This is a genomic window from Arthrobacter sp. Helios (assembly GCF_023167125.1).
GTDB lineage: Bacteria > Actinomycetota > Actinomycetes > Actinomycetales > Micrococcaceae > Arthrobacter_B > Arthrobacter_B luteolus.
In genome coordinates, this window is sequence record NZ_CP095402.1 from 446,282 (window position 1) to 466,332 (window position 20,051).

Sequence of the window (20,051 nt, forward strand, 5' to 3'; positions counted from 1 at the left end):
CGAGTAGGAATTGTGTGCCCGTCAGGGCCGGCCTCCGCGGAACGGCTCAGACAGGCGATGGAGCTGCTGCAAAGCTGGGATCTGGTGCCTGTACCCGGTCCCAACGCCGGGGCCGTTCATCCACGGGCCGGCTACCTGGCCGGTACCGACGCCGAACGCGCCGCCGACCTGCAGGACGCCTGGTGCGATGACACGCTCAAGGCGGTCTTCTGTGCCCGGGGCGGGTACGGCGCGGTGCGGATCCTGGATTTACTGGACACGGACAAGCTGCGGGCGGCTGCGCCCAAGGCGCTCTTCGGCTCCTCCGATGTCACAGCCCTGCACGAGTTCTGGTCTGAGCAACTGGGATTGGCTACCTGGTTCAGCCCCATGATCGGAACCGATGCCGTCCTCGGGGATGACATCGCGGCTGAAGACCTGCACAGCGCGGTTTTCGGGACCCACCCGGGTGTGTACCAAGCCGGTCCCGGGGCCCGAACCATGGTCGCTGGCAGGGCCACGGGAGAACTCACCGGCGGAAACCTCAGCCTTCTTGCCATGACCACCGGTACGCGTGGACGAACGCGGAAGCGGGCCGAGGGAAAAATCGTCCTCCTCGAAGACGTCACCGAGGAGCCATACCGGATTGATGCCCTGCTCCACATCCTGCTCCGTTCCGGGTATTTCGAGGGTGCAGCCGGAATCGTACTGGGAACCTGGGTTGAATGCGGCGAACTTACGGCTGTCCTCGATCTCCTGGACGAAGTACTCTCGCCCCTCGGTATCCCCCTGGCCTCCGGATTTCCCCTTGGGCACGGTCCACAGGCCCGCAGCATCCCGCTGGGAGTGCGGGCTGAACTGCACGCGGGTCAGGAAGCTGTATTGACCCTGCAGGGATCCCGCGGATGAGCGTGGTCTCCGCTTACAGCGACGGTAAGCCGTTCATCTCCTGCTGCCTGCGGGATCCAGCCGGGAAAATTCTCCTGGGGCTCCGGGAAGATGAACCTGTCTATTCCGCCAGCACGATAAAGGTGGGTGTGCTCCTGGCGGCAATGGAACAAGTCGCCGCCGGACGGCTGGACCTTTCCCAGCCGCTAACCGCCACCCGGACGTTTTCCAGCCGCATCAGGGGTGCCGGAACCTATGACTTCGATCCTGAAGAAGTCGACGAAGCGATGGTCCCGGGCACCCTCATGTGCCTGGACGATGTGTTGCGCCGGATGATCGAGGTCTCCTCCAACGAAGCGACCAATATGGCAGCAGCCCTTGTCGGCCTGGACACAGTTGACGCCGCCATAGGCAGGTCCGGGGCCTCCAACTCCGGAATGGGCCGGTTATTCGGAGACTATGCTGCCTTGGCCGCCGGATTTACGAACGTAACCACCGCCTCGGACCTCACCCTGCTGATGCGCGCGGCGGCGACGAGGGAGGGCCCCACCGGGGAAGCCATGCGTGACTACCTGCGTGGGCAACGGCACCTTGTCATCGCGGCGGAGCTACTGGCGGTCCAGGGGGCTGGGGGCATGAAGCTGGACTGGGGGAGCAAGTCAGGCAGCGTGACGGGGATCGAGCACGACGTTGCCTTCTTCCGTCCCAACGGAGGCGGCCTCCAGGACGTTTACACCCTGGCCGTATGTACCAGGGGCTACGCACCGGAGCACGCGCAGGAGATTATTCGTGCCGTAACAGCCTCGGCCCTGCTGCCGGCAGGGCTCATTGCCAGCGTGCCAGCGGGGTCAGGAGACAAACCATGAACGGGCCCCGGATAGGATTCTGCCTCACGGACACAACCGGCAGGGTCCTGGCCTCCCGCGGTGATCATGCTTCGTTTTACGGGGCAAGCACGGTGAAGCTTGGTGTACTCCTCGCCTTGGCGGAACGGATTGACACCGGTTTGCTGGCCTGGGACCTGAATTTGCCAAGCCGTCACCGGTTCTCCAGCCGGATTGCGGGCGCCGGCGAGTTCGGCTTCGTCCCTGGTGAAGTCGACCACGGTATGCCATCAGTGGGCACACCCGTGACTCTCCGGGATCTTGCCGGGCGGATGATCGCCTTCTCCTCAAACGAGGCAACCAACATCCTGGCTGAGCTCCTGGGCCTGGATACGGTTAACGCCGCCTTCGCCCGGGTGGGAGCGGAAGACGCCGGTATGGACCGTTTGATCGGCGACTATCCCGCCCGGGCGGCCGGCTTCTCCCACGACGTCTCGCCGCGCGCGCTCGCCATCACCATGGCCGCCGTCGTTTCGGGGCGGGCCGCCAGCCCGGAGACGACGGCGGTGCTGCTCGGTATGCTGCGGGACCAGCAGTATCCGGTCATTGCGGATGTGCTCGGTCCTGGCCGGGACTGGGGCAGTAAATCAGGCTGGGTGGACGGGATCGAACACGATGTATCCTTTGTGGGCCCCGCGGAATCCGGCGGGGAGACCTTGTGCCTGGCGGTGTGCACGGAGGGCTATGCCCCCGATCCTGCGAAGGAAGCCATCCGGGCGCTCGCCGCGGTGTTGTTGAACTGAACCAAACGGTTTCTTTCGGCCGGTATCCCGGGCTGGGCCCAGAAGTGTGCGCTACGTACAAGCAGCACAGAGCCCGGTCCGAGTGGACCGGGCTCTGTGCTGTCAGGTCCAGTCAGCTAAATGCCGGCGCCGTCTGAATATCCCTGCTGGGACGAACCGGTTCCGGAACCTGAAGACGTGCCTGCTCCCGTACCTGAGCCGCCGGAGGAGCCAGCACCAGCGGAGGAACCGACCGAGGCGGAGGAAGTTTCCCCCTGGATGACGTTTCCGCTGTCCTTGTAGGAGGCCGAGACTTCAATCTTCCGGGGCTTAGCCCGCTCGCTGACGGGGATAAAGACGCTCAGCACGCCGTTTTCGTACTTGGCGGAAATACCGTCGATATCAATGCCCTGGCCAAGATTCAGCTGCCGCAGGAAACTTCCGGACTCACGCTCCCGGGTCAGCCAGGTGGCGCCTTCCGGGGCCTGGATGGTGCGCTCAGCACGGATGGTCAGAAGCTGGCCGTCCACATCCACATCAACGGATCCAGGATCGATTCCCGGCAGGTCCGCGTTCATGATGTAGTGGTCGCCCTCGCGGTACAGGTCGATCGGCATCAGCCGCAGCCTCTGCCGCGGATCCAGGAGAGCGCCTGCTACCCGGTCCAGTTCGCGGAAGGGATCGAATTTCATCGCCATTCTCATCAACTCCTTTTCACCGTCCCGCCGGGGCGGTGAGCTGTGTTCGTCACTGATAGAAATCAAACAACCAGAAATGAATAAACGAAGGGTCGACAACTTGAGCCGACTGCGCTCAAGTGTGGAATTAGATTAGCACTCTCATATGGAGAGTGCCAGTGATCACAAGGTAACTCCCGCCGGCTACTTCCAGTGTTGGCCACCCGCCGCGCTCCTGCCTAGACCGGATGCCGCTGGTTAGTCCAGCGGCCACAAATGCACCGGCTCGTTGCTGTGCATGTGGTGCCAGTACCGCCGGGTCATTTCGGACAAGGCCGCGGTCCGGCCGAAACCTGCAGCCTCGAGCTTCCCCAGCACCGCGATCTGCCAGGAGGCACCGTTCTGCTCGCTGCGCGCCCGTTCCCCAATAACGCCGAGGTAGCGTGCGATGCAGGCTTCGTCCACGCCAAGTTCCCGCAGCCCGTCCGCGGCCATGGGGACGAGGTGCCGCACCACGAGTTCCGCCACGGGAATGTCACCAATGCCCGGCCAGTAGACCGAGGCGTCCAGCCCCAGGCGGGAGCACGCCAGGAAATTGTCCGTGGCTGTCTTGAACGCCATTCTGGTCCAGAGCGGACGGTCGGCTGTCCGCAGCGTATGGACAAGACCGTAGAAAAACGCCGCGTTGGCGGTAACATCCAGGACCGTGGGCCCGGCCGGCAGGGCACGGTTTTCCAGCCGCAGGTTGGGTGTCTCGGTGCCGGGATCATAGATCGGCCGGTTCCACCGGTAGACGGTGCCGTTGTGCAGGCGCAGTTCCGGCAGCAGCGGGGCGCCGGACTGGGTGGAACCCGAACCCGCAGCGGACACCTCGGGCAGCAGAGCCGGAAAATAACGGACGTTCTCCTCGAAGAGGTCGAACATCGAGGTGATCCACCGTTCACCGAACCAGACCCTGGGCCTGACCCCCTGGTTCCGCATTTCCGGCGGACGGGTGTCGATGGCCTGTTTGAAGAGTTCGATGCGCGTTTCCTGCCACAGGATGCGTTCCATAAACACGGGGGAGTTGGCGGCCAGGGCCACCTGAGGTCCGGCGATCAGCTGGGCTGCGTTCCACGCGGGGGCAAAATCGGAAGGGCTGACTTCCAGGTGCAGCTGCAGGGAGGTGCAGGCAGCCTCCGGAGCAATGTTCGCAGCATACCGGGACAGCGTTTCCACCCCGGTGAGCGACAGGTACACGTCCTCACCGCGCGCCTGGAGGACGGAAGTGTTCAGGGCCGCATACCGGGCCCCGGAACTGATCCAGGCATCTCCGTCGAGAACGGCCGGGGTGAGTGTTGGAAGAATGCCCACCATGAGGATGTTTGCTTCGGCCTTGGCTGCCAGCTCGTCTGCCCGGTTGAGCTGGCGCCGAAGGCTCGCTTCCAGTTCCTGCAGGCCCGCGCCCCGGATCGAGAGCGCCGGATGATTCATCTCGATGTTGAAGGCGCCCATCTCGGTCTGGAACGCCGGATCGGCAATTTGTTCCAGCACGGACGCATTGCGCAGGGCTGGTGTGAAGTCGTCATTGGTCAGGTTGAGTTCAAGCTCGACGCCGATGCTTGCCGAGTCGGCGAATTCAGCGGTGCCCAGGAAACCGGCAAACCTGTCCAGGTTTTCCAGCAGGCGGGCACGGTAACGGGTCCGCTGCTCGCGGCTGAAGGACTTGGAGGAGACTTCTGCGCCCATGGATGAAGGTAACCACGGCTGCGGGATGTTGTATAGCGTGCCGGCGGGCTTGGCTGGAAAGCTCCGGGGGCCTGTTGTGCCGGGCCTGCCTGTGCCTAGGCTCGTTGAAGGGGAACCAGAAACGGGCGCGCCGCAGGCCCACCCGCAAGCCCAGGTAAGGAGACAGAAATGCAGATCGGAAAGCAGCAGATTATCGATTTCCTGAAGAGCAAGGGCAGCAGCGACCAGGCGGACCAGGCGGAATCTGAGTTGCCGGACCAGGTGGATACTGACAAGGATTCGGGCCTGCTCAGCAAGCTGGGTGTTAATCCGCAGGATCTGATCGGTAAGTTCTCCGGCGGCCTGGGTGGCCTGGGCGGGTAGCCCGGAATCCCTGGCCGGCGCTTGGGCACCCGGCAATTAGATACTGGCACTTAGGAACCCAGAGCTTAGGCACCCGGCGATTAGATACCGGCGATTAGATACCGGCGCTAGGAACCGCCGCTTAGTAACCAAGGGCAGGGGCACCCGATCGGGGTGCCCCTGCCCTTGGTTGGCAGCGGTTACTCTTCGACGATCTGGCCTTTGAGCAGCCGCAGCCGGCGGTCGGTTTTCCGGGCCAGGGCCTGGTCGTGGGTGACCACCAGAATGGTGGTGTTCTCCCGCCGGCAGAGGTTCCGCAGGAGCTCGATGATCAGCTCACCGGTTTCCTCATCCAGGTTGCCGGTGGGCTCATCCGCCAGGATCAGCTGCGGCCGGTTCGCCAGGGCACGGGCTATGGAAACCCGCTGCTGCTGCCCGCCGGAGAGCCGGTTGGCCTTACGCCCGTGCAGTTCCTCCGTCAGCTCGACGCCGTTCAGCAGTTCACGGGCCCGGGCGATCCGGCCGGATTTCGGGACGCCGGCGAACTCCATGGGCAGCATAACGTTCTCCAGCGCCGTCAGGTTCGGAATCAGGTTGTACTGCTGGAACACAAAACCGATGTCATTGCGCCGGTAGTCCGTCAGTTTCCCGTCCGGCAGGGCAGAGATGTTGACGCCGTTGACGATCACGTCTCCGCTGGTGGCTTTGTCCAGGGCGCCCAGGATAGAGAGCAGGGTGGATTTCCCGCTGCCGCTTTTGCCCAGGATCGCAGCAAAGGTGCCCTGCGGAAGGGCGAACGAGACGCCGTTAACCGGCTTGATCCTGCTGTCACCGGTCTTGAATTCCTTGACGACATTCTTTACTTCAAGCATGGTTATTCTCCTCGCAGGACTTCGATCGGCCGGATGCGTGCTGTCAGCAGGGCCGGAACCAGGGCACCCAGAACCGCGATGAACAGGATGCCCGCCGCACCCAGTCCGATGGTGGCCGGACCCACGGATGTGGTGACGGTTCCGATCAGGTCTGCGGTCTCGCCAAAGGGGCCTCCACGCATGGAGCCGCCGCCCGGTCCGCCGGAGCCGGCGTCGGGTGAAGTGCCCATGGCCTGGCCGCCGGATTCCGGTGGAGCCTGCAGCTGTCCGCCGCCGGCCTGCCCGCCTCCGGGAACCGCAGCGGCGGCAGCGGTGGTGCCGGTATCGGTGCTGCTGTCCACCAGTGCCCCGGCGATTGGCCCGCTTGCTCCCATGGCGATGGCCGATCCAACCACGGCCCCGAGCACCACCAGGACAACGGCTTCGAGGACGAACTGCAGTCCGATGGTCTTGTTCGAAGCGCCGATGGCCTTCAGTACACCGATCTCCCGGCGGCGCTCACGGACCACCATGATCATGATCAGCAGGACGATCAGAGCGGCGGTAACCAGGGCGGCGACGAAGCCGATGAGTGAAATCGCCTGCACGCTGGCGAGGGAATCGACAGCTTCCGACAGACCGGTGGAGCCGGCAGTGACATCCACCCGGTCGGAACCGAGTTCTTCGAGGAGGGCGGCCTGGACCGGCTCGACGTTTTCCATGCTGTCGACTGTCACCGAAATAGTGCTCAGTTCCCCGGCCTGGCCGCTCAGCTCCTGCGCTGCGGCGAGCGGCAGGTAGAGGGTGTTGTTGTCGAACTCCGTGCCGGCGTCGAACACTCCCGTGACGGTGAACGTGCGGCCCAGGGCTTCGAAGGTGGAACCCGCGGACAGCCCGTTCTTCTCTGCCAACGCGGTTCCCAGCAGGGCCTCCGTGGAGCCGGCCGAGTAATCAGCGATGGCGGAGCCATCGGTCAGGGTCAGGGTGTCGCCGCCGGTGTCCGTGGCGCTGCTGATCCCGGTGGCTGTGATGGGGAGAGAGAACGCGGGCATGGCCTGCGGGCTGTCCGAGGAGCTCCCCCCGTTATTCCGCTGACCCAGGGTGCCGGCTTCGACAGCGGATTCCAGGCTGGTGGAGCCCGCGGTGGACATCCTGCCTCCGGGTCCGCCCATTTGGTTCTGGCTGGCTCCGGTATCCGCGGCATCGGTGCTGTCCGTGGAATCGCCTACCGTGGACAGGCGCAGGGCCAGGGTGCCTGACGCGGCAGAAATGTGGTCTGCACCTTGGACGGTGGCCAGGTCTTGGTCGGTGAGCGGTTCGCCTCCGCCTTCAAAGCCCCGCGATCCCGCCGGATTGACGGTGAGTTCCGTGCCGATTTGGCTCTTGAGGTCCGAGACCTTCGCGGCAACCGCCTGATGGGCGACCAGCATGGAAAGGGCTAGGCCGATGGCCACCGCAAGAATGACGATGACGGCGCCGCTCCGCACTCGGTTGCGAAAGGCGTTGCCCATACTGCGGGCGAGAATGTTCATTTTTCCTCCGGGGACGCTGGTTCTGCCACAGCATTCAAGCTGCGGCTAAACCAGCGTCCCCGGAGTTGCTGTGCCTGCCGCTGGGTTGGGCTGTGGCAGGACTATGCGGACCCTGGGAGTTTACTCAGCGTGTGCAGTGAGTGCCTCGGAGCGTCGTCGTTGGGGTAGCGGACCCCAAGCTGCGCCCGGACCTCGTCAAAGAGCTGCATGGTGCGAAGGGAATCGGACCACGGCATGGTGGGGCTTTCGAGCAGCCCTTCCTGGATGCAGCGGGTGACTTCCCGGACTTCGTAGGTGTAGCCGTTACCTACCTGCTGGAAGCGCTCAACCCGTGCCTCGCCCAGGTGCTGCTGGATATGCAGTTCCACGGGATTGTGCAGCGGCGCCCCGGTGCGGACCCAGCCCTCACTCCCGGAGATCGTGGCCGTGCGGGGACCGGAAGAAAGCAGGGAGGACGTCAGCTGCGCCAGCGCCCCGGAATCGTAGCCCAGGGTGAGGGCATTCTGGGTGTCCACACCGTCCTTGTTCAGCGATCCTGTGGCCTGCACACGCTCCGGGAAGCCGAGGGCCCCGACGGCGAGGGTCAGGGGATAAACCGCGAGGTCCAGGAGCGCACCGCCGCCGGCCGCAGGATCCCACAGCCGGTTTGCCGGGTTATAGGGTGCCGGGAAGCCAAGGTCGGCCTGCACCCAGTTGATGGTGCCCAGCTCGCCGCTGGCCAGGATTTCCCACAGCCGGTTGATGCAGGGGAGGAACCGGGTCCAGACGGCTTCCATCAGGAAGACCTCACGGCGGGCGGCAACCTCCATCAGGTCCGCCATCTCGGCGGCGTTGATGGTGATCGACTTTTCGCACAGCACGTGCTTGCCGGCTTCGAGCGCTTCGCGGGCCAGCTCATAGTGCTGGGCGTGGGGAGAGGCGATGTAGACAACGTCGACGTCCGGATCGTCAAAGAGCTGCCGGTAGCCTTTCCCCCGGGCCTCGTCGTCGTAATAGCTGGCAGCGAACCCGAACCGGTCCGCAAAGTCCACTGCCGTGGACTGGGACCGGGAGCTCACGGCCTGCAGGACAGCGTCTTCCAGACGTGCGATGTCTTCGGTGACCCGGCCCGCGATGTGTCCGGTGGCCACGACGCCCCACCTCAGGATGCGGCCGGTGGCCTGGACCGGGCTGGGCGCCCCTTGAAGGACACACGGCGGTGTGTGAATGTACTGCGGGGCGCTCATAGTCCTCGGCTCTCGGTAAGTGGCTTGGCCAGCTAGTGTCTCGGGAATAGAACTACCTTATGGTCCGGGGTGGCTGCTGCCCAGTCCCGGATGGCTACACTGCCGGGTCTGCCGCCGCCTGCGGAGCGTCCGGATCCGACGGCGCGGGCCGGCGGCGGGCGAGCAGGGGCAGGAGTGCCGCCAGGCACATCACCGATGCAGCGATGGTTAGGGCCCGGTAGTCGACGATGGAAATCAGCACCGCTGCCAGCGCGGAGGAGGCTACCTGGGGAAGATTGATCATCACATGCGTGGCGGCGGCGGTGCGGCCCTGGAGCGAGGAAGGGGTTTCAGACTGGCGCAGCGTGTTGAAGGAGACCACGGCCAGGGAGACGCCGGTACCGGCGAGGGCAACCGCCAGGAAAAACAGCGGAACCGAGGCAGTGGCCAGCAGCGGAATGCCAACCGCGAAAACCGCGATGCCGATCCACAGGCATCCGGAAAGGCCGGTCCGGCGGATAACTGCCGCTGCGGACAGCCCGCCAATGATCGCAAACACCCCCTGGACGCTGGCGAGCACGCTGATGAATTCCGGCGGCAGCCCGGCACCCTGGTCCACGGCAGCGAATTCAGTGACGTTCAGCGCTCCGGCGCCGCAGACCAGGATCACGATCGCCAGCGTGGCGGTGCGCAGCACCCGGTGACGGGCCAGGAACACCGCACCGGCCATCGACTCCGTCCAGAACCCGGGCCGGCTTTCCGGGGCAGCCTGGACAGCAGGGGCCGGAAGCCCCGCGAGGACAAGCGCGGACACCGCGAAACAGCAGACGGTCAGCACAACGATCGGCGCCATGCCCCACAGTGCAAACAGCCCGGCACCCAGCAGCGGGGACACGATCCGCAGGCCCTGGTCGATGCTGGTCAGCAGCCCGTTGCCGGGAGCCAGCAGGCGTGGTTCCAGCAAGTCCTTGAGCAGTCCCGACTGCGCGGCGGCGGTGAGATAGGAGCCGGTGCCGTACAGGAACATCACCGGATAGATCAGCCAGGCCAGGGTGGCATCGCTGATCAGCAGCAGGGGCAGGACGACGGCGGCAGAGCCGGCGTTGGCTGCGACGAGCAGTCCGCGCCGGGGGAGATGGTCGGCGAGCCAGCCGGTCACCGGAGCAAGGAGGGCGGGCAGGCCCAGGCAGGCAAACACCAGTCCGGCCGCGGCATCACTGCCGGTCAGGTGTTTCATCCACACAGCGGCCGTGAGGTACAGGGCAGAGTCGGCGAAATTGGAGAAGACCCACGCCGCGGACAGGCGCCGGAACGCCGGCACGGCCAGGGCCTGGCGGTTGGTGCCGGCCCCGGCTGTGTCCGCCAGGCCCGTCATGGCGCGTCCGGGGAGGGGGCGGGCTCGAAGTTGGTCACGCTGAAGTAGTGGACTTCGCGGCTTCCGGGCGGCCGCAGCGCCGGGTTGGTGCGGCGGGGAGCCAGCTGGTCCAGGAGGTCCATGATGTCTTCGCGGAGAGCTTTCAGCTCAGCCGGCGTTGCGTAGAACGTGCTCTTGAGGATCGACGCTGCGTCGACGTCTTCGGAGGCCAAGTCGCTGGAGGTCCGTACCCAGTTCATGATCCGCTCCGACTCCCGGGTGACCAGGAGGCCGGACAGTGCGGCCAGGGCGTGCTGTGAGCCGGGGACCGCGGGGTCAACCGAATGGGTGCGGCTCTGCTGCGGAGACCGCCAGGGTTTTTCCCGTCCCGGCTGCTGGACCTGCTCGATGTAGCCGTGTTTCGCGAGGATCCGGAGATGGTAGGAGCAGCTGGCCACGGACGCGCCGGTCGCAGCAGCACACTGGGTGGCTGTGCCTTCCGGGACCTTATCCAGATAGTCCAGCAGGGCCAGGCGGAGCGGATGGGCCAGGGCCCGGATGCGGACCGGATCGGAGATCTCAGCGGAGCGTCCGGAGCCGGACGGGCGGGGTTCGGGCGAATCTGTCTCCGGAGCCATGCGCCCATCCTGCTTGCTAAAGACTCCTTTAGCAAGGTTTCTTTAGAATTAATTTCCCGGACCGGGGAAAACCGGGAAATTGCCAGCCCAGACAGGGAAAAGCCCGGGCTGCCTTCGATGAGGCGGCCCGGGCAGTGTCCCGAGAGACCCTTACTTGACCAGTGCGGCCAGCGTGGGATCGTTGGCGTACGCCTCGGCGGCGTTTTCCTTGGTAACGATCACCGGTTCCAGCAGGTAGGCCGGAACAATCTTGACGCCGTTTTCGTAGGACTCGTCGTCGTTGATTTCCAGCTCTTCCCCGGCCCCGAGCCCCTTCACCATTTCAATGGTGTGGTCCACCAGGGCGCGGGTGTCCTTGTTGATGGTGGAGTACTGGACGCCGTCCATGATGGACTTCACCGACTCAACCTCGGAGTCCTGCCCGGTGACAACCGGAACCGGCTTGCCGGCCGCGGAGACGGAGGTCAGGATGGCACGGGCCAGCGTGTCGTTGGGGGAGAGGACACCGTCCAGCTCCTCGGCGGAGTAGGAACCGGAGAGCAGGGTGTCCATGCGCTTCTGTGCGTTCTCGGCCTTCCAGCCCTGCGTGACAGCCTGGTTGAAGTCGGCCTGGCCGGAGACAACGTTCAGGTTCCCGGCTTCAATTTCGGGCTGCAGCACGTCCATGGCGCCGTCGAAGAAGACCTGGGCGTTGGCATCGTCGGGGGATCCGGCGAACAGTTCAATGTTGTACGGGCCTTCGGGCTTGTTGGCCTTCATACCGTCCAGCAGCGCCTGGCCCTGCAGCTGGCCGACCTTGAAGTTGTCGTAGGCCACGTAGTAGTCGACGTTCTCGGTGTTGGTCAGCAGCCGGTCGTAGGCAATGACGGTGATACCGGCATCCTTGGCTTCCTGCAGCTGCGAGCCAAGCTGGGCGCCGTCGATGGCACCGACCACCAGTACCTTGACGCCGTTGGTGATCATGGAGCTGATCTGGTTCTGCTGCTCGGACACGCCGCCGTTGGCGAACTGGACCTGCGGCTCGTAACCGGCTTCCGTGAGGCCGTCGTTGAACAGGCCTTCAGCAAGGACCCAGTTCTCCGAGGTCTTCTGGGGCAGGGCAACGCCAATGGCGGATCCCTCTTCGAAGCCGGCGGCGTCAGTGGTCCCGGACTCGTCGGCACGGCCGCAGGCTGACAGCGACAGTGCTGCCACCGTGGCGACAACTGCAAATGACTTTGCGATTTTACGCATCGTGTTCTCTTTCTGGGTGGGTGGAGCGGGCGGTTTGGTGGTGCGGTTCAGGGGGACTTAGGCGTCCGTTCCGATGGTGGACTTGGTGCCGGTGGGCATTTCGGGCTTCGGGTTCACCGGAGCCGGTACGGAAAGCTGGTCCGGTTTTCTGCCGAAGCTGCGCATCATCAGGCCGGTGATTGAGGGCTTGCCCTGGGATTTGTTCCACACATCGAGGGCGACTGCGACCAGCAGGACGAGGCCCTTGATGATGGAGGTGAGGTCGGCGCCGATGCCCAGCAGCTGCAGCCCGTTGTTGAGGACCGCCATAACCAGGCCTCCGACGACGGAACCAACCACGGTGCCGACGCCGCCGGACACTGCGGCGCCCCCGATGAACACGGCGGCAATGGCGTCGAGTTCCCAGCCGGTTCCGTCAAACGGACCGGACGCCGTGGAGCGGGCGACGAAGATCATGCCTGCCAGCGAAGCGAGGATGGACATGTTCATCATGACCAGGAAGTTGACCTTCTTGCTTTGCACGCCGGACAGTTCGGCGGCATGCAGGTTGCCGCCCACCGCATAGACGTGGCGTCCGATCACTGTCTTCGTGGAGATGAAGACGTAGAAGATGACCAGGGCACACAGGATGATTCCGGAGATGGGGAAGGACGTCCCGGGCCGGCCGGTGGAGAAAAGGTACGTCGCGTAGAGGATGGCGGCGACCAGCAGGCCGGTCTTGACCACCGAGACCCAGACGGGCGGGTTGGCCGAACCGATCTTGGCGGTCTTGGCGCGGCGCCGGATTTCACCGACTACGACGACGGCGGCCAGGAGCAGGCCGAGCAGGAGGGTCAGGTTGTTGAAGCCCGTGTTCGGTCCAACCTCCGGAAGGTAGCCTGCGCCAATGAACTGGAAGTCCGAGGAGACCGGAACGGTGTTCGACTTGCCGACCCACTGGTTCGCACCGCGGAAGATGAGCATGCCGGCCAGGGTGACGATGAAGGCCGGAATGCCGACATAGGCAACCCACATTCCCTGCCAGGCGCCGATGGCGGCACCGATGAGCAGGCCCAGGAGGATGCCGCCGTACCAGGGCAGCCCCCAGTCCCGCATGGCCATGGCCACGATGATGCCGGTGAAGGCGGCGACCGAGCCGACGGAAAGGTCGATGTGCCCGGCGATGATCACGAAGACCATGCCGACGGCGAGGATCAGGATGTAGGAGTTGCCGTTGAACAGGTTGATCATGTTCGTGGGCGTCAGGGTCTTGCCGCCGGTCAGCCACTGGAACAGGGCAATAAGGACGACGAGGGCGAAGATCATGCCGAACTGGCGGCCGTTGCCGCTCAGGAGCGCTTTGACTGCTTTCATGAGAGGGGTCCTTGAGTGGCGTAGTCTGTGGTCTTTTTCCCGGCGGAGGTCATCAGCCGCATCAGCGTTTCCTGGCTGGCATTGGCCTTGGAGACTTCTCCGGTGATGGCACCTTCGAAAATGGTGTAAATGCGGTCGGAGAGACCCAGCAGCTCGGGCAGCTCCGAGGAAATCACGATCACGCCCTTGCCCTGGTTGGCCAGCTCCTGGATGATTCCGTAGATCTCGTATTTGGCACCGACGTCGATGCCGCGGGTCGGTTCGTCGAGGATCAGCAGGTCAGGATCGGTGAACATCCACTTCGCCAGGACCACTTTCTGCTGGTTCCCGCCGGAGAGCTTGGCGACACCTTCGTCCACGCTGGGAGCCTTCGTCCGCAGGCTCTTGCGGTATTCCTCGGCGTACCGGTACTCCAGGTCCCTGTCCACCACCACGCCTTTGGTGATTTTCTGCAGGTCAGCGGACACGGTGGTGGCCTTGATGTCATCCAGCAGGTTCAGGCCCAGGCTCTTGCGGTCCTCGGTGACGTAGGCCAGGCCGTGGCGGATCGCCTGGTTCACCGACCTGAGCGTCAGTGCCTCGCCATCCTTGATGATTTCCCCGCTGATGAAGTTGCCGTAGGAACGCCCGAAGACCGAACGCGCCAGCTCGGTTCGTCCGGCACCCATCAGGCCGGCGAAGCCGACGATCTCCCCGCGGCGCACCTGGAAATTGGAACCCTTGCAGACCAGACGGTCAGCGACGCTCGGGTGGCCCACCGTCCAGCCCCGGACCTCGAAGAAGACTTCACCGATCTTGGGGGTGTGGTCCGGGAACCGGGATTCCAGTGAACGTCCGACCATGCCCTTGATGATCCGGTCCTCGTTGGCACCGTCCCTGGCGACGTCGATCGTCTCGATGGACCGGCCGTCGCGGATGATGGTGATCGAGTCGGCGATCTGCTCAATTTCGTTCAGCTTGTGGGAAATCATGATGCAGGAAATCCCTTTGGAACGCAGCCCGGCCATCAGGTCGAGCAGGTGCTGCGAGTCCGACTCGTTCAAGGCCGCGGTAGGTTCATCCAGGATGAGCAGCTTGACCCGCTTGCTCAGCGCCTTGGCAATCTCCACGAGCTGCTGCTTGCCGACGCCGATGTCCTTGATCGGAGTGGTTGGATCCTCGTTGAGGCCAACCCGTGCCATGAGTTCGGTGGCCTCGAGATTCGCCCGGTCCCAGTCGATAATGCCAAAGCGTTTGGGTTCGTTTCCGAGGAAGATGTTCTCCGCAATGGAAAGTTCAGGGATGAGGGCGAGTTCCTGATGGATGATCACGATTCCGGCTGCTTCGGAACTCCGGATGTCCTTGAACTGGACTTCCCGGCCTTGGAAGAAGATGGCGCCGCTGTAGGTTCCGTAGGGATACACCCCGGAAAGGACCTTCATCAGGGTTGATTTGCCCGCACCGTTTTCGCCGCAGATAGCGTGGATTTCGCCGGCCTGGACGGTGATGGAAACCTCTGAGAGGGCTTTGACTCCGGGAAATTCCTTGGTGATGGACTGCATTTCCAGGATGGTGTGCCTAGCCGGCATTGGTGTATTCCCTGCCATAGGGGCTTCGGGCGCCCCGCGCCCCAGTTGCCCGAGCTGCAATTGCTGCTCGCATTAATGCCTCCCATTGTGACTTCATTGTCTAAACGCGGACCCTGCGAAGGGCCGCTAAGGAAGTAAACTCTCTTGGCCTGCTTGTCGTCAAGTCTTGAACACAAGAGACCCGAAATTAACCAAAAAACATGCTTTCAAATGTAATTCAGTGTCAGAGTACGGCACGGGCCTGTGCCAGTACCAGCGAAGCTGCTCCCAGGGCTTCCGCCCGGTCTCCAAGCGAGGACATGCTGAGCGTGGTGGTCTCGCCGATCAGCGGCACGGTATGCCGGAGCAGGCCGCGCCGGACGGGGTTCAGCAGCACATCACCCAGACCGGTCAGCGAACCGCCCACCACGATCACTTCGGGATTCAGTGCATTGGCGATCCCTGCCACGGCCCGGCCGACAGCCATGCCGGCGTCATCGACCACCCGCAGGGTGGCCGGATCTCCGGCCGCACCACGGCGGACGATGTCCGCCGTGGTGACCGGACCGGACGATGCGCGGCTGAGCAGGTCCATCATGGTGGAGGTGGAGGCAACCGTTTCCAGGCAGCCGCGGTTGCCGCAGCGGCAGATGAGCCCCTGATCCGAGATCGTTGCGTGGCCGATTTCGCCGGTGACGCCAACGTTCCCGTAAAACAGGGAACCGTTGATGATCAGGCCGGCACCAACCCCGGTGGCCACCTTGACGAAGATCAGGTTTTCGCAGCCCCCGTGCGGCCCCCAGGTCACCTGGGCCAGGGCGCCGAGGTTGGCGTCATTGTCGATGAACACCGGAAGCTGCAGCCTGGCGCCCAGGTCCTCGCGCATGTTGATGCCCACCCATTCCGGCAGGATCGCACCCCGGACCACGGTTCCGGTCCGCCGGTCAATCGGGCCGGGAATGCCGACGCCGGCACCCAGGACCCGGTGCCGTTCCACGTCCGCCTCCGTCAGGACCCGGTCCAGGAGCGCCGACGCCGCATCCATGCCCTCGCCCGCGGAGTGGCCCAGGGGCAGGGCGATGGCAGCCTCGTGGAGGATCTGGTACCCAAGGGTAGCCAGGACAACCCGGATGTGCCGGCGGCCGATGTCGATTCCCGCCGCGACGGCTCCGGTGTCAATGAGGCGCACGGACAGGGCCCGGCGGCCCGAGCTGGTGGTTGGTTCGGTTCTGACCAGCCGGTTTCCACTCATCTGGCGCACAATGTTGGAGACGGTTGCGCTGGAGAGGCCCGTGCTGCGGGACAGCTCTGCCTGCGTCTGCGGGCCGCCGGCCAGCAGCGCCTCAACGATCCGCTGCTGGTTGCGGGCACGGAGGGCGGTCTGGGAACCGGGATTACGGCGCCGGCCAGCGGCGAGGGCCCTCATCGTTGAGGGTGAGTCAGCGGACATGTTGTTCACAGTGCTACACGGGACCTTTGTCGTCAAGAAATGAACGCAAGCTGATGCGGGTTCATCAACCTGCAGCCGGTACGGTTCAGCCTGCCGCCACGGCTTCCCGGTGCGCGGCGGCCGTCTCCAGATAGTGTGCGGCGTTGCGCTGGACCGAGGCGAACTCCTCCTCGGTGAGCGGGCGCCGGACCTTGGCGGGTACTCCGGCTACGAGGGAACGTGGGGGAACCCGGGTTCCCTCGAGGACCACGGCTCCGGCAGCCACCAGCGAACCGGCGCCGATCACGGCCCCGTTCATGATCGTCGCACTCATGCCAATCAGGCAGTCATCTTCCACCGTGCAGCCGTGGACGACGGCGTTGTGTCCCACACTGACCCGGTCACCCAGAGTGGTGGGAAAGCCGGGGTCGGCGTGCAGTACAACGTTGTCCTGCAGGTTCGTTCCCGCTCCGACCCGGATCGAGTTGGAGTCGCCGCGGACACAGGCACCGTAGAAGGCGCTGGCGCCTTCGCCGAGTTCGACCTCGCCGATCAGCGACGCCGTCGGAGCCAGGAACACGCTGGGATCGATGGTGGGTGTTTTTCCGCGGAAGGTAACGATGTGAGCCATGCGACAACTGTAACGGCCGGGAAGCGGGCAGGCTGAGCCCTAGTTGAAGACGATGGTGCGCCTGCCATCGAGCAGGACGCGGTGCTCCGCGTGCCACTGCACGGCCTTGACCAGGGTGCGGCCCTCCACGTCCGCGCCCAGCGCGGCCAAGCGGGCGGCCGTGCGGGAATGGTCCACGCGGATGACTTCCTGTTCGATGATCGGACCCTCGTCCAGATCCGCGGTGACGTAGTGCGCCGTGGCGCCAATCAGCTTCACCCCGCGGGTGTGCGCCTGGTGGTACGGCCGCGCGCCCTTGAAGGAAGGCAGGAACGAATGGTGGATGTTGATGGCCCGCCCGGAGAGGTCGCGGCAGAGCTCATTGCTCAGGATCTGCATGTAACGGGCCAGGACAACCAGTTCGATGTCCAGTTCTTCCATCAGTGCCCGCAGCTGGGCTTCGGCAGCCGGTTTGGTATCCGCGGTGACCGGGATGTGGTGGAACGGCACACCGTAAAACTCTGCCAGGCCGGCCAGATCCTTGTGGTTCGAGACGATCGCCGGAATCTCGATGGGCAGGTTGCCGGCACGCTGCTGGAACAGCAGGTCGTTGAGGCAGTGTCCATCCTTGGAAGCCATGATCAGGGTCCGGACCGGGGCCCCCGAGGGGTGGAGCTCCCACTCCATGCCGAAGGCTTCCGCCACCGGTTCCAGGGGTGCGCGCGTCGCTTCATAGGAGCCCGGCGCGGTGAAATCGACCCGCATAAAGAAGGAGCCGGTGTCCGGGCTGCCGTACTGCTGTGATTCGGTAATGTTCCCCGCCGCGGCGGCCAGGGCTCCGGAAACGGCATGGACGATTCCCGGGCGGTCCGGGCAGGACAGCGTCAGCGTGTAGGAGGCAGGTCGGGAATCGGCGGCTGAGTCGGTTGCCGGCAGTCCGGCGGAAGCATTTACGGTCACCCTGACAAGGTTACCGCCCGGGAGGGGCTGGCCTACTCTGGGTGAATGGACGTTACTTTCGCCCCGTTGTCGGACAAGGACGATGAAGAGCTGGTGAGGTTCCTGACCACCAACCGCTTCCCCTTCCACCTCATCACCGAGCCATCCGAAGAACTGGTCCGCAGGCTGCTGCTTGAAGGGCGGTTCGAGTCCGACGGTGTGTGCACCTACTGGGTTTTTGGTGAAAACCAGCGGCTGGGACTGGTAATCCTGGAAGACCTCGGCACCGAATGCGCTGTTTTCGACCTGCGGCTCGTCGAGGAGCACCGCGGCGAGGGCAAGGGCGTACCGGTGCTGCAGGCGCTCACCGGCAAGGTCTTTACGGATTACCCCCACCTGCGCCGCCTTGCGGGGAAGACCCGGGAAGACAACATTGCCATGCGCAAGACGCTGCTGCGCTCCGGATTCGTCAAGGAATCCCACCTCCGCGAGGACTGGCCGCTGGATGACGGACGGCGGATTGCCTCCGTAACCTATGGGCGCCTGCGCACGGACTGGGAGTCAGACACCGTCACGGATTTCCGATGGGAAGACCTTTCCTCCCCGGATCCGGCGCGCGGACCGGAACCGGGGCCATCTGCGCGGTAACATGGTTGTGCCGCGACTGGCGTCGGGTGGGTAACCACCAGGAAGCGGCACAAGCAGGGCCAAACCACGGATCGCACGCCTGGGCCGGGGTCACGTAGTCATCTGTCTGTCATGCCCGGAAATCGGGGGTGTCCGGCAGGTAGCCTGACCTATAGCCATCTTTCCCAGGAGATCCACGTGAAACTTTCCACCCAGCCCGTCACCAACGCACCCCTCTCGGAGGTCGATCCCGAGATTGCAGCCGTCCTTGAAGGCGAACTCGCCCGCCAGCGGAACACGCTGGAAATGATCGCCTCCGAGAACTTCGCACCGCGTGCCGTCCTCGAAGCCCAGGGCTCCGTCCTGACCAACAAGTACGCCGAGGGCTACCCCGGCCGCCGCTACTACGGCGGCTGCGAGCAGGTCGACGTCGCCGAGAACCTGGCTATCGAACGGGTCAAGGCCCTGTTTGGTGCTGAGTTCGCCAACGTCCAGCCGCACTCCGGCGCCCAGGCCAACGCCGCTGCGCTGGCCGCAATGATCAAGCCCGGGGACAAGATCATGGGCCTGAACCTCGCCCACGGCGGGCACCTGACCCACGGGATGAAGCTGAACTTCTCCGGCAAGCTGTACGAAGTCGCTGCCTACGGCGTGGACGAGAAGACCTACCGCGTGGACATGGACAAGGTCCGCGAACAGGCCCTGGCTGAACGTCCGCAGGTCATCATTGCCGGCTGGTCGGCGTACCCGCGCCAGCTGGACTTCGCTGCCTTCCGCTCCGTCGCCGATGAAGTCGGTGCCTACCTGTGGACGGACATGGCCCACTTCGCCGGCCTCGTGGCAGCCGGTCTGCACCCGAGCCCGGTTCCCTACTCCGACGTCGTCACGTCCACCGTGCACAAGACCCTGGCCGGCCCCCGGTCCGGCGTCATCCTGGCCAAGGAAGAACTTGGCAAGAAGATCAACTCGAGCGTTTTCCCCGGTCAGCAGGGCGGACCCCTGATGCACGTCATCGCGGCCAAGGCCGTCGCCTTCAAGGTGGCCGGTTCCGAAGAGTTCCGCGAACGCCAGGAACGCGTGCTGGAAGGCGCCAGGATCATCGCCGACCGGCTGACCGCACCGGATGTGGCTGAACACGGCGTATCCGTTCTCACCGGAGGCACCGACGTGCACCTGATCCTGGTGGACCTGCGTAATTCTCAGCTGGACGGCAAGCAGGCGGAAGACCTGCTGCACTCGGTCGGCATCACCGTGAACCGGAACTCCATCCCGTTCGATCCCCGTCCGCCGATGGTCACCTCCGGCCTGCGCATCGGCACCCCCGCACTGGCCACCCGCGGTTTCGGCGCGCAGGAGTTCACCGAGGTCGCCGAGATCATCGCCGCAGCCCTGAAGCCGTCTCCCGACGCTGAGGACCTGCGCCGCCGTGTCTCGGTCCTTGCCGAGAACTTCCCGCTCTACTCCGGTCAGGAAGAGTGGTAAGCGTGGAACAGGGCACGAACATGAAAGGCAG

At 64.6% G+C, this 20,051-nt stretch carries 19 protein-coding genes and 1 riboswitch; of the genes, 6 read left to right on the top strand and 13 right to left on the bottom strand.

Annotated features, from left to right (window positions below; all coding sequences use genetic code 11):
• Positions 1-12: 12 nt before the first annotated feature.
• The 3 genes from ArtHe_RS01950 to ArtHe_RS01960 are packed head-to-tail and all read left to right on the top strand — an operon-like array spanning position 13 to position 2,494.
• On the top strand, positions 13-888 hold the full coding sequence (locus tag ArtHe_RS01950) for an LD-carboxypeptidase (RefSeq protein ID WP_282568706.1): 876 nt from the start codon (positions 13-15) through the stop codon (positions 886-888).
• Complete coding sequence (locus ArtHe_RS01955) at positions 885-1,733, top strand: serine hydrolase (protein WP_248318514.1); 849 nt, start codon at positions 885-887, stop codon at positions 1,731-1,733. Before ArtHe_RS01950 ends, ArtHe_RS01955 begins: the two co-directional genes overlap by 4 nt.
• On the top strand, positions 1,730-2,494 hold the full coding sequence (locus tag ArtHe_RS01960) for a serine hydrolase (protein ID WP_248318515.1): 765 nt from the start codon (positions 1,730-1,732) through the stop codon (positions 2,492-2,494). The genes ArtHe_RS01955 and ArtHe_RS01960 overlap by 4 nt, the downstream gene beginning before the upstream one ends.
• A 116-nt stretch (positions 2,495-2,610) precedes the next feature.
• Here the strand turns inward: ArtHe_RS01960 and ArtHe_RS01965 are convergent, their stop codons facing one another.
• Together ArtHe_RS01965 and ArtHe_RS01970 are read right to left on the bottom strand one after the other, a co-directional pair.
• A complete protein-coding gene (locus ArtHe_RS01965; protein ID WP_248318516.1) occupies positions 2,611-3,171 on the bottom strand; it encodes an Hsp20/alpha crystallin family protein in 561 nt (186 codons plus the stop codon).
• 237 nt (positions 3,172-3,408) lie between these two features.
• A complete protein-coding gene (locus ArtHe_RS01970) occupies positions 3,409-4,878 on the bottom strand; it encodes a glutamate--cysteine ligase (RefSeq protein ID WP_248318517.1) in 1,470 nt (489 codons plus the stop codon).
• A 168-nt stretch (positions 4,879-5,046) separates the two neighbouring features.
• Between ArtHe_RS01970 and ArtHe_RS01975 the strand changes: the two genes are divergently transcribed.
• Positions 5,047-5,241: a hypothetical protein gene (locus ArtHe_RS01975; RefSeq protein WP_066298736.1), complete on the top strand. Its 195-nt coding sequence runs from the start codon at positions 5,047-5,049 to the stop codon at positions 5,239-5,241.
• A gap of 179 nt (positions 5,242-5,420) precedes the next feature.
• Here the strand turns inward: ArtHe_RS01975 and ArtHe_RS01980 are convergent, their stop codons facing one another.
• From ArtHe_RS01980 to purU, 11 genes are all read right to left on the bottom strand, one after another.
• Entirely contained in the window at positions 5,421-6,092 is a 672-nt protein-coding gene (locus ArtHe_RS01980) for an ABC transporter ATP-binding protein (protein ID WP_248318518.1), read from the bottom strand.
• A gap of 2 nt (positions 6,093-6,094) precedes the next feature.
• On the bottom strand, positions 6,095-7,603 hold the full coding sequence (locus tag ArtHe_RS01985; protein WP_248318519.1) for an FtsX-like permease family protein: 1,509 nt from the start codon (positions 7,601-7,603) through the stop codon (positions 6,095-6,097).
• 101 nt (positions 7,604-7,704) lie between these two features.
• Positions 7,705-8,829, bottom strand: coding sequence for a Gfo/Idh/MocA family oxidoreductase (locus ArtHe_RS01990; protein ID WP_248318520.1), 1,125 nt, complete (start codon positions 8,827-8,829; stop codon positions 7,705-7,707).
• A 94-nt stretch (positions 8,830-8,923) separates the two neighbouring features.
• A complete protein-coding gene (locus tag ArtHe_RS01995; protein WP_248318521.1) occupies positions 8,924-10,183 on the bottom strand; it encodes an MFS transporter in 1,260 nt (419 codons plus the stop codon).
• Positions 10,180-10,800, bottom strand: coding sequence for a helix-turn-helix domain-containing protein (locus ArtHe_RS02000; protein WP_248318522.1), 621 nt, complete (start codon positions 10,798-10,800; stop codon positions 10,180-10,182). The genes ArtHe_RS01995 and ArtHe_RS02000 overlap by 4 nt, the downstream gene beginning before the upstream one ends.
• A 150-nt stretch (positions 10,801-10,950) precedes the next feature.
• Positions 10,951-12,033 (bottom strand): sugar-binding protein, encoded by a 1,083-nt coding sequence (locus ArtHe_RS02005; RefSeq protein WP_248318523.1) that lies wholly within the window; start codon positions 12,031-12,033, stop codon positions 10,951-10,953.
• Between the two features lie 57 nt (positions 12,034-12,090).
• Complete coding sequence (mmsB, locus tag ArtHe_RS02010; RefSeq protein ID WP_066298752.1) at positions 12,091-13,386, bottom strand: multiple monosaccharide ABC transporter permease; 1,296 nt, start codon at positions 13,384-13,386, stop codon at positions 12,091-12,093.
• Positions 13,383-14,954: a multiple monosaccharide ABC transporter ATP-binding protein gene (mmsA, locus tag ArtHe_RS02015; protein WP_066298753.1), complete on the bottom strand. Its 1,572-nt coding sequence runs from the start codon at positions 14,952-14,954 to the stop codon at positions 13,383-13,385. The genes mmsB and mmsA overlap by 4 nt, the downstream gene beginning before the upstream one ends.
• Positions 14,955-15,177: 223 nt before the next feature.
• Entirely contained in the window at positions 15,178-16,383 is a 1,206-nt protein-coding gene (locus ArtHe_RS02020; RefSeq protein WP_248319634.1) for an ROK family transcriptional regulator, read from the bottom strand.
• Positions 16,384-16,468: 85 nt separating this feature from the next.
• Complete coding sequence (locus ArtHe_RS02025; protein ID WP_248318524.1) at positions 16,469-16,993, bottom strand: gamma carbonic anhydrase family protein; 525 nt, start codon at positions 16,991-16,993, stop codon at positions 16,469-16,471.
• A 39-nt stretch (positions 16,994-17,032) separates the two neighbouring features.
• Positions 17,033-17,908, bottom strand: a complete 876-nt coding sequence (gene purU, locus ArtHe_RS02030; RefSeq protein ID WP_248319635.1) for a formyltetrahydrofolate deformylase — start codon at positions 17,906-17,908, stop codon at positions 17,033-17,035.
• A gap of 69 nt (positions 17,909-17,977) precedes the next feature.
• Here purU and ArtHe_RS02035 point away from each other — a divergent pair, with 69 nt between their 5' ends.
• Positions 17,978-18,559: a GNAT family protein gene (locus ArtHe_RS02035; protein ID WP_248318525.1), complete on the top strand. Its 582-nt coding sequence runs from the start codon at positions 17,978-17,980 to the stop codon at positions 18,557-18,559.
• A 2-nt stretch (positions 18,560-18,561) separates the two neighbouring features.
• Positions 18,562-18,651: riboswitch (ZMP/ZTP riboswitch) on the top strand.
• A 79-nt stretch (positions 18,652-18,730) separates the two neighbouring features.
• Complete coding sequence (gene glyA / locus ArtHe_RS02040; RefSeq protein WP_248319636.1) at positions 18,731-20,020, top strand: serine hydroxymethyltransferase; 1,290 nt, start codon at positions 18,731-18,733, stop codon at positions 20,018-20,020.
• Positions 20,021-20,051: the final 31 nt, after the last annotated feature.

Bases quoted from the DNA above. Each gene is read 5' to 3' on its own strand.
- ArtHe_RS01970 (WP_248318517.1), bottom strand. From the start codon at position 4,878: ATGGGCGCAGAAGTCTCCTCCAAGTCCTTCAGCCGCGAGCAGCGGACC.
- ArtHe_RS01975 (WP_066298736.1), top strand. From the start codon at position 5,047: ATGCAGATCGGAAAGCAGCAGATTATCGATTTCCTGAAGAGCAAGGGC.
- ArtHe_RS01990 (WP_248318520.1), bottom strand. From the start codon at position 8,829: ATGAGCGCCCCGCAGTACATTCACACACCGCCGTGTGTCCTTCAAGGG.
- ArtHe_RS01985 (WP_248318519.1), bottom strand. From the start codon at position 7,603: ATGAACATTCTCGCCCGCAGTATGGGCAACGCCTTTCGCAACCGAGTG.
- ArtHe_RS01995 (WP_248318521.1), bottom strand. From the start codon at position 10,183: ATGACGGGCCTGGCGGACACAGCCGGGGCCGGCACCAACCGCCAGGCC.
- ArtHe_RS02000 (WP_248318522.1), bottom strand. From the start codon at position 10,800: ATGGCTCCGGAGACAGATTCGCCCGAACCCCGCCCGTCCGGCTCCGGA.
- ArtHe_RS02020 (WP_248319634.1), bottom strand. From the start codon at position 16,383: ATGTCCGCTGACTCACCCTCAACGATGAGGGCCCTCGCCGCTGGCCGG.
- ArtHe_RS02035 (WP_248318525.1), top strand. From the start codon at position 17,978: ATGGACGTTACTTTCGCCCCGTTGTCGGACAAGGACGATGAAGAGCTG.
- ArtHe_RS01955 (WP_248318514.1), top strand. From the start codon at position 885: ATGAGCGTGGTCTCCGCTTACAGCGACGGTAAGCCGTTCATCTCCTGC.
- ArtHe_RS01960 (WP_248318515.1), top strand. From the start codon at position 1,730: ATGAACGGGCCCCGGATAGGATTCTGCCTCACGGACACAACCGGCAGG.
- mmsA (WP_066298753.1), bottom strand. From the start codon at position 14,954: ATGCCGGCTAGGCACACCATCCTGGAAATGCAGTCCATCACCAAGGAA.
- ArtHe_RS02005 (WP_248318523.1), bottom strand. From the start codon at position 12,033: ATGCGTAAAATCGCAAAGTCATTTGCAGTTGTCGCCACGGTGGCAGCA.
- mmsB (WP_066298752.1), bottom strand. From the start codon at position 13,386: ATGAAAGCAGTCAAAGCGCTCCTGAGCGGCAACGGCCGCCAGTTCGGC.
- ArtHe_RS02025 (WP_248318524.1), bottom strand. From the start codon at position 16,993: ATGGCTCACATCGTTACCTTCCGCGGAAAAACACCCACCATCGATCCC.
- ArtHe_RS01965 (WP_248318516.1), bottom strand. From the start codon at position 3,171: ATGGCGATGAAATTCGATCCCTTCCGCGAACTGGACCGGGTAGCAGGC.
- ArtHe_RS01980 (WP_248318518.1), bottom strand. From the start codon at position 6,092: ATGCTTGAAGTAAAGAATGTCGTCAAGGAATTCAAGACCGGTGACAGC.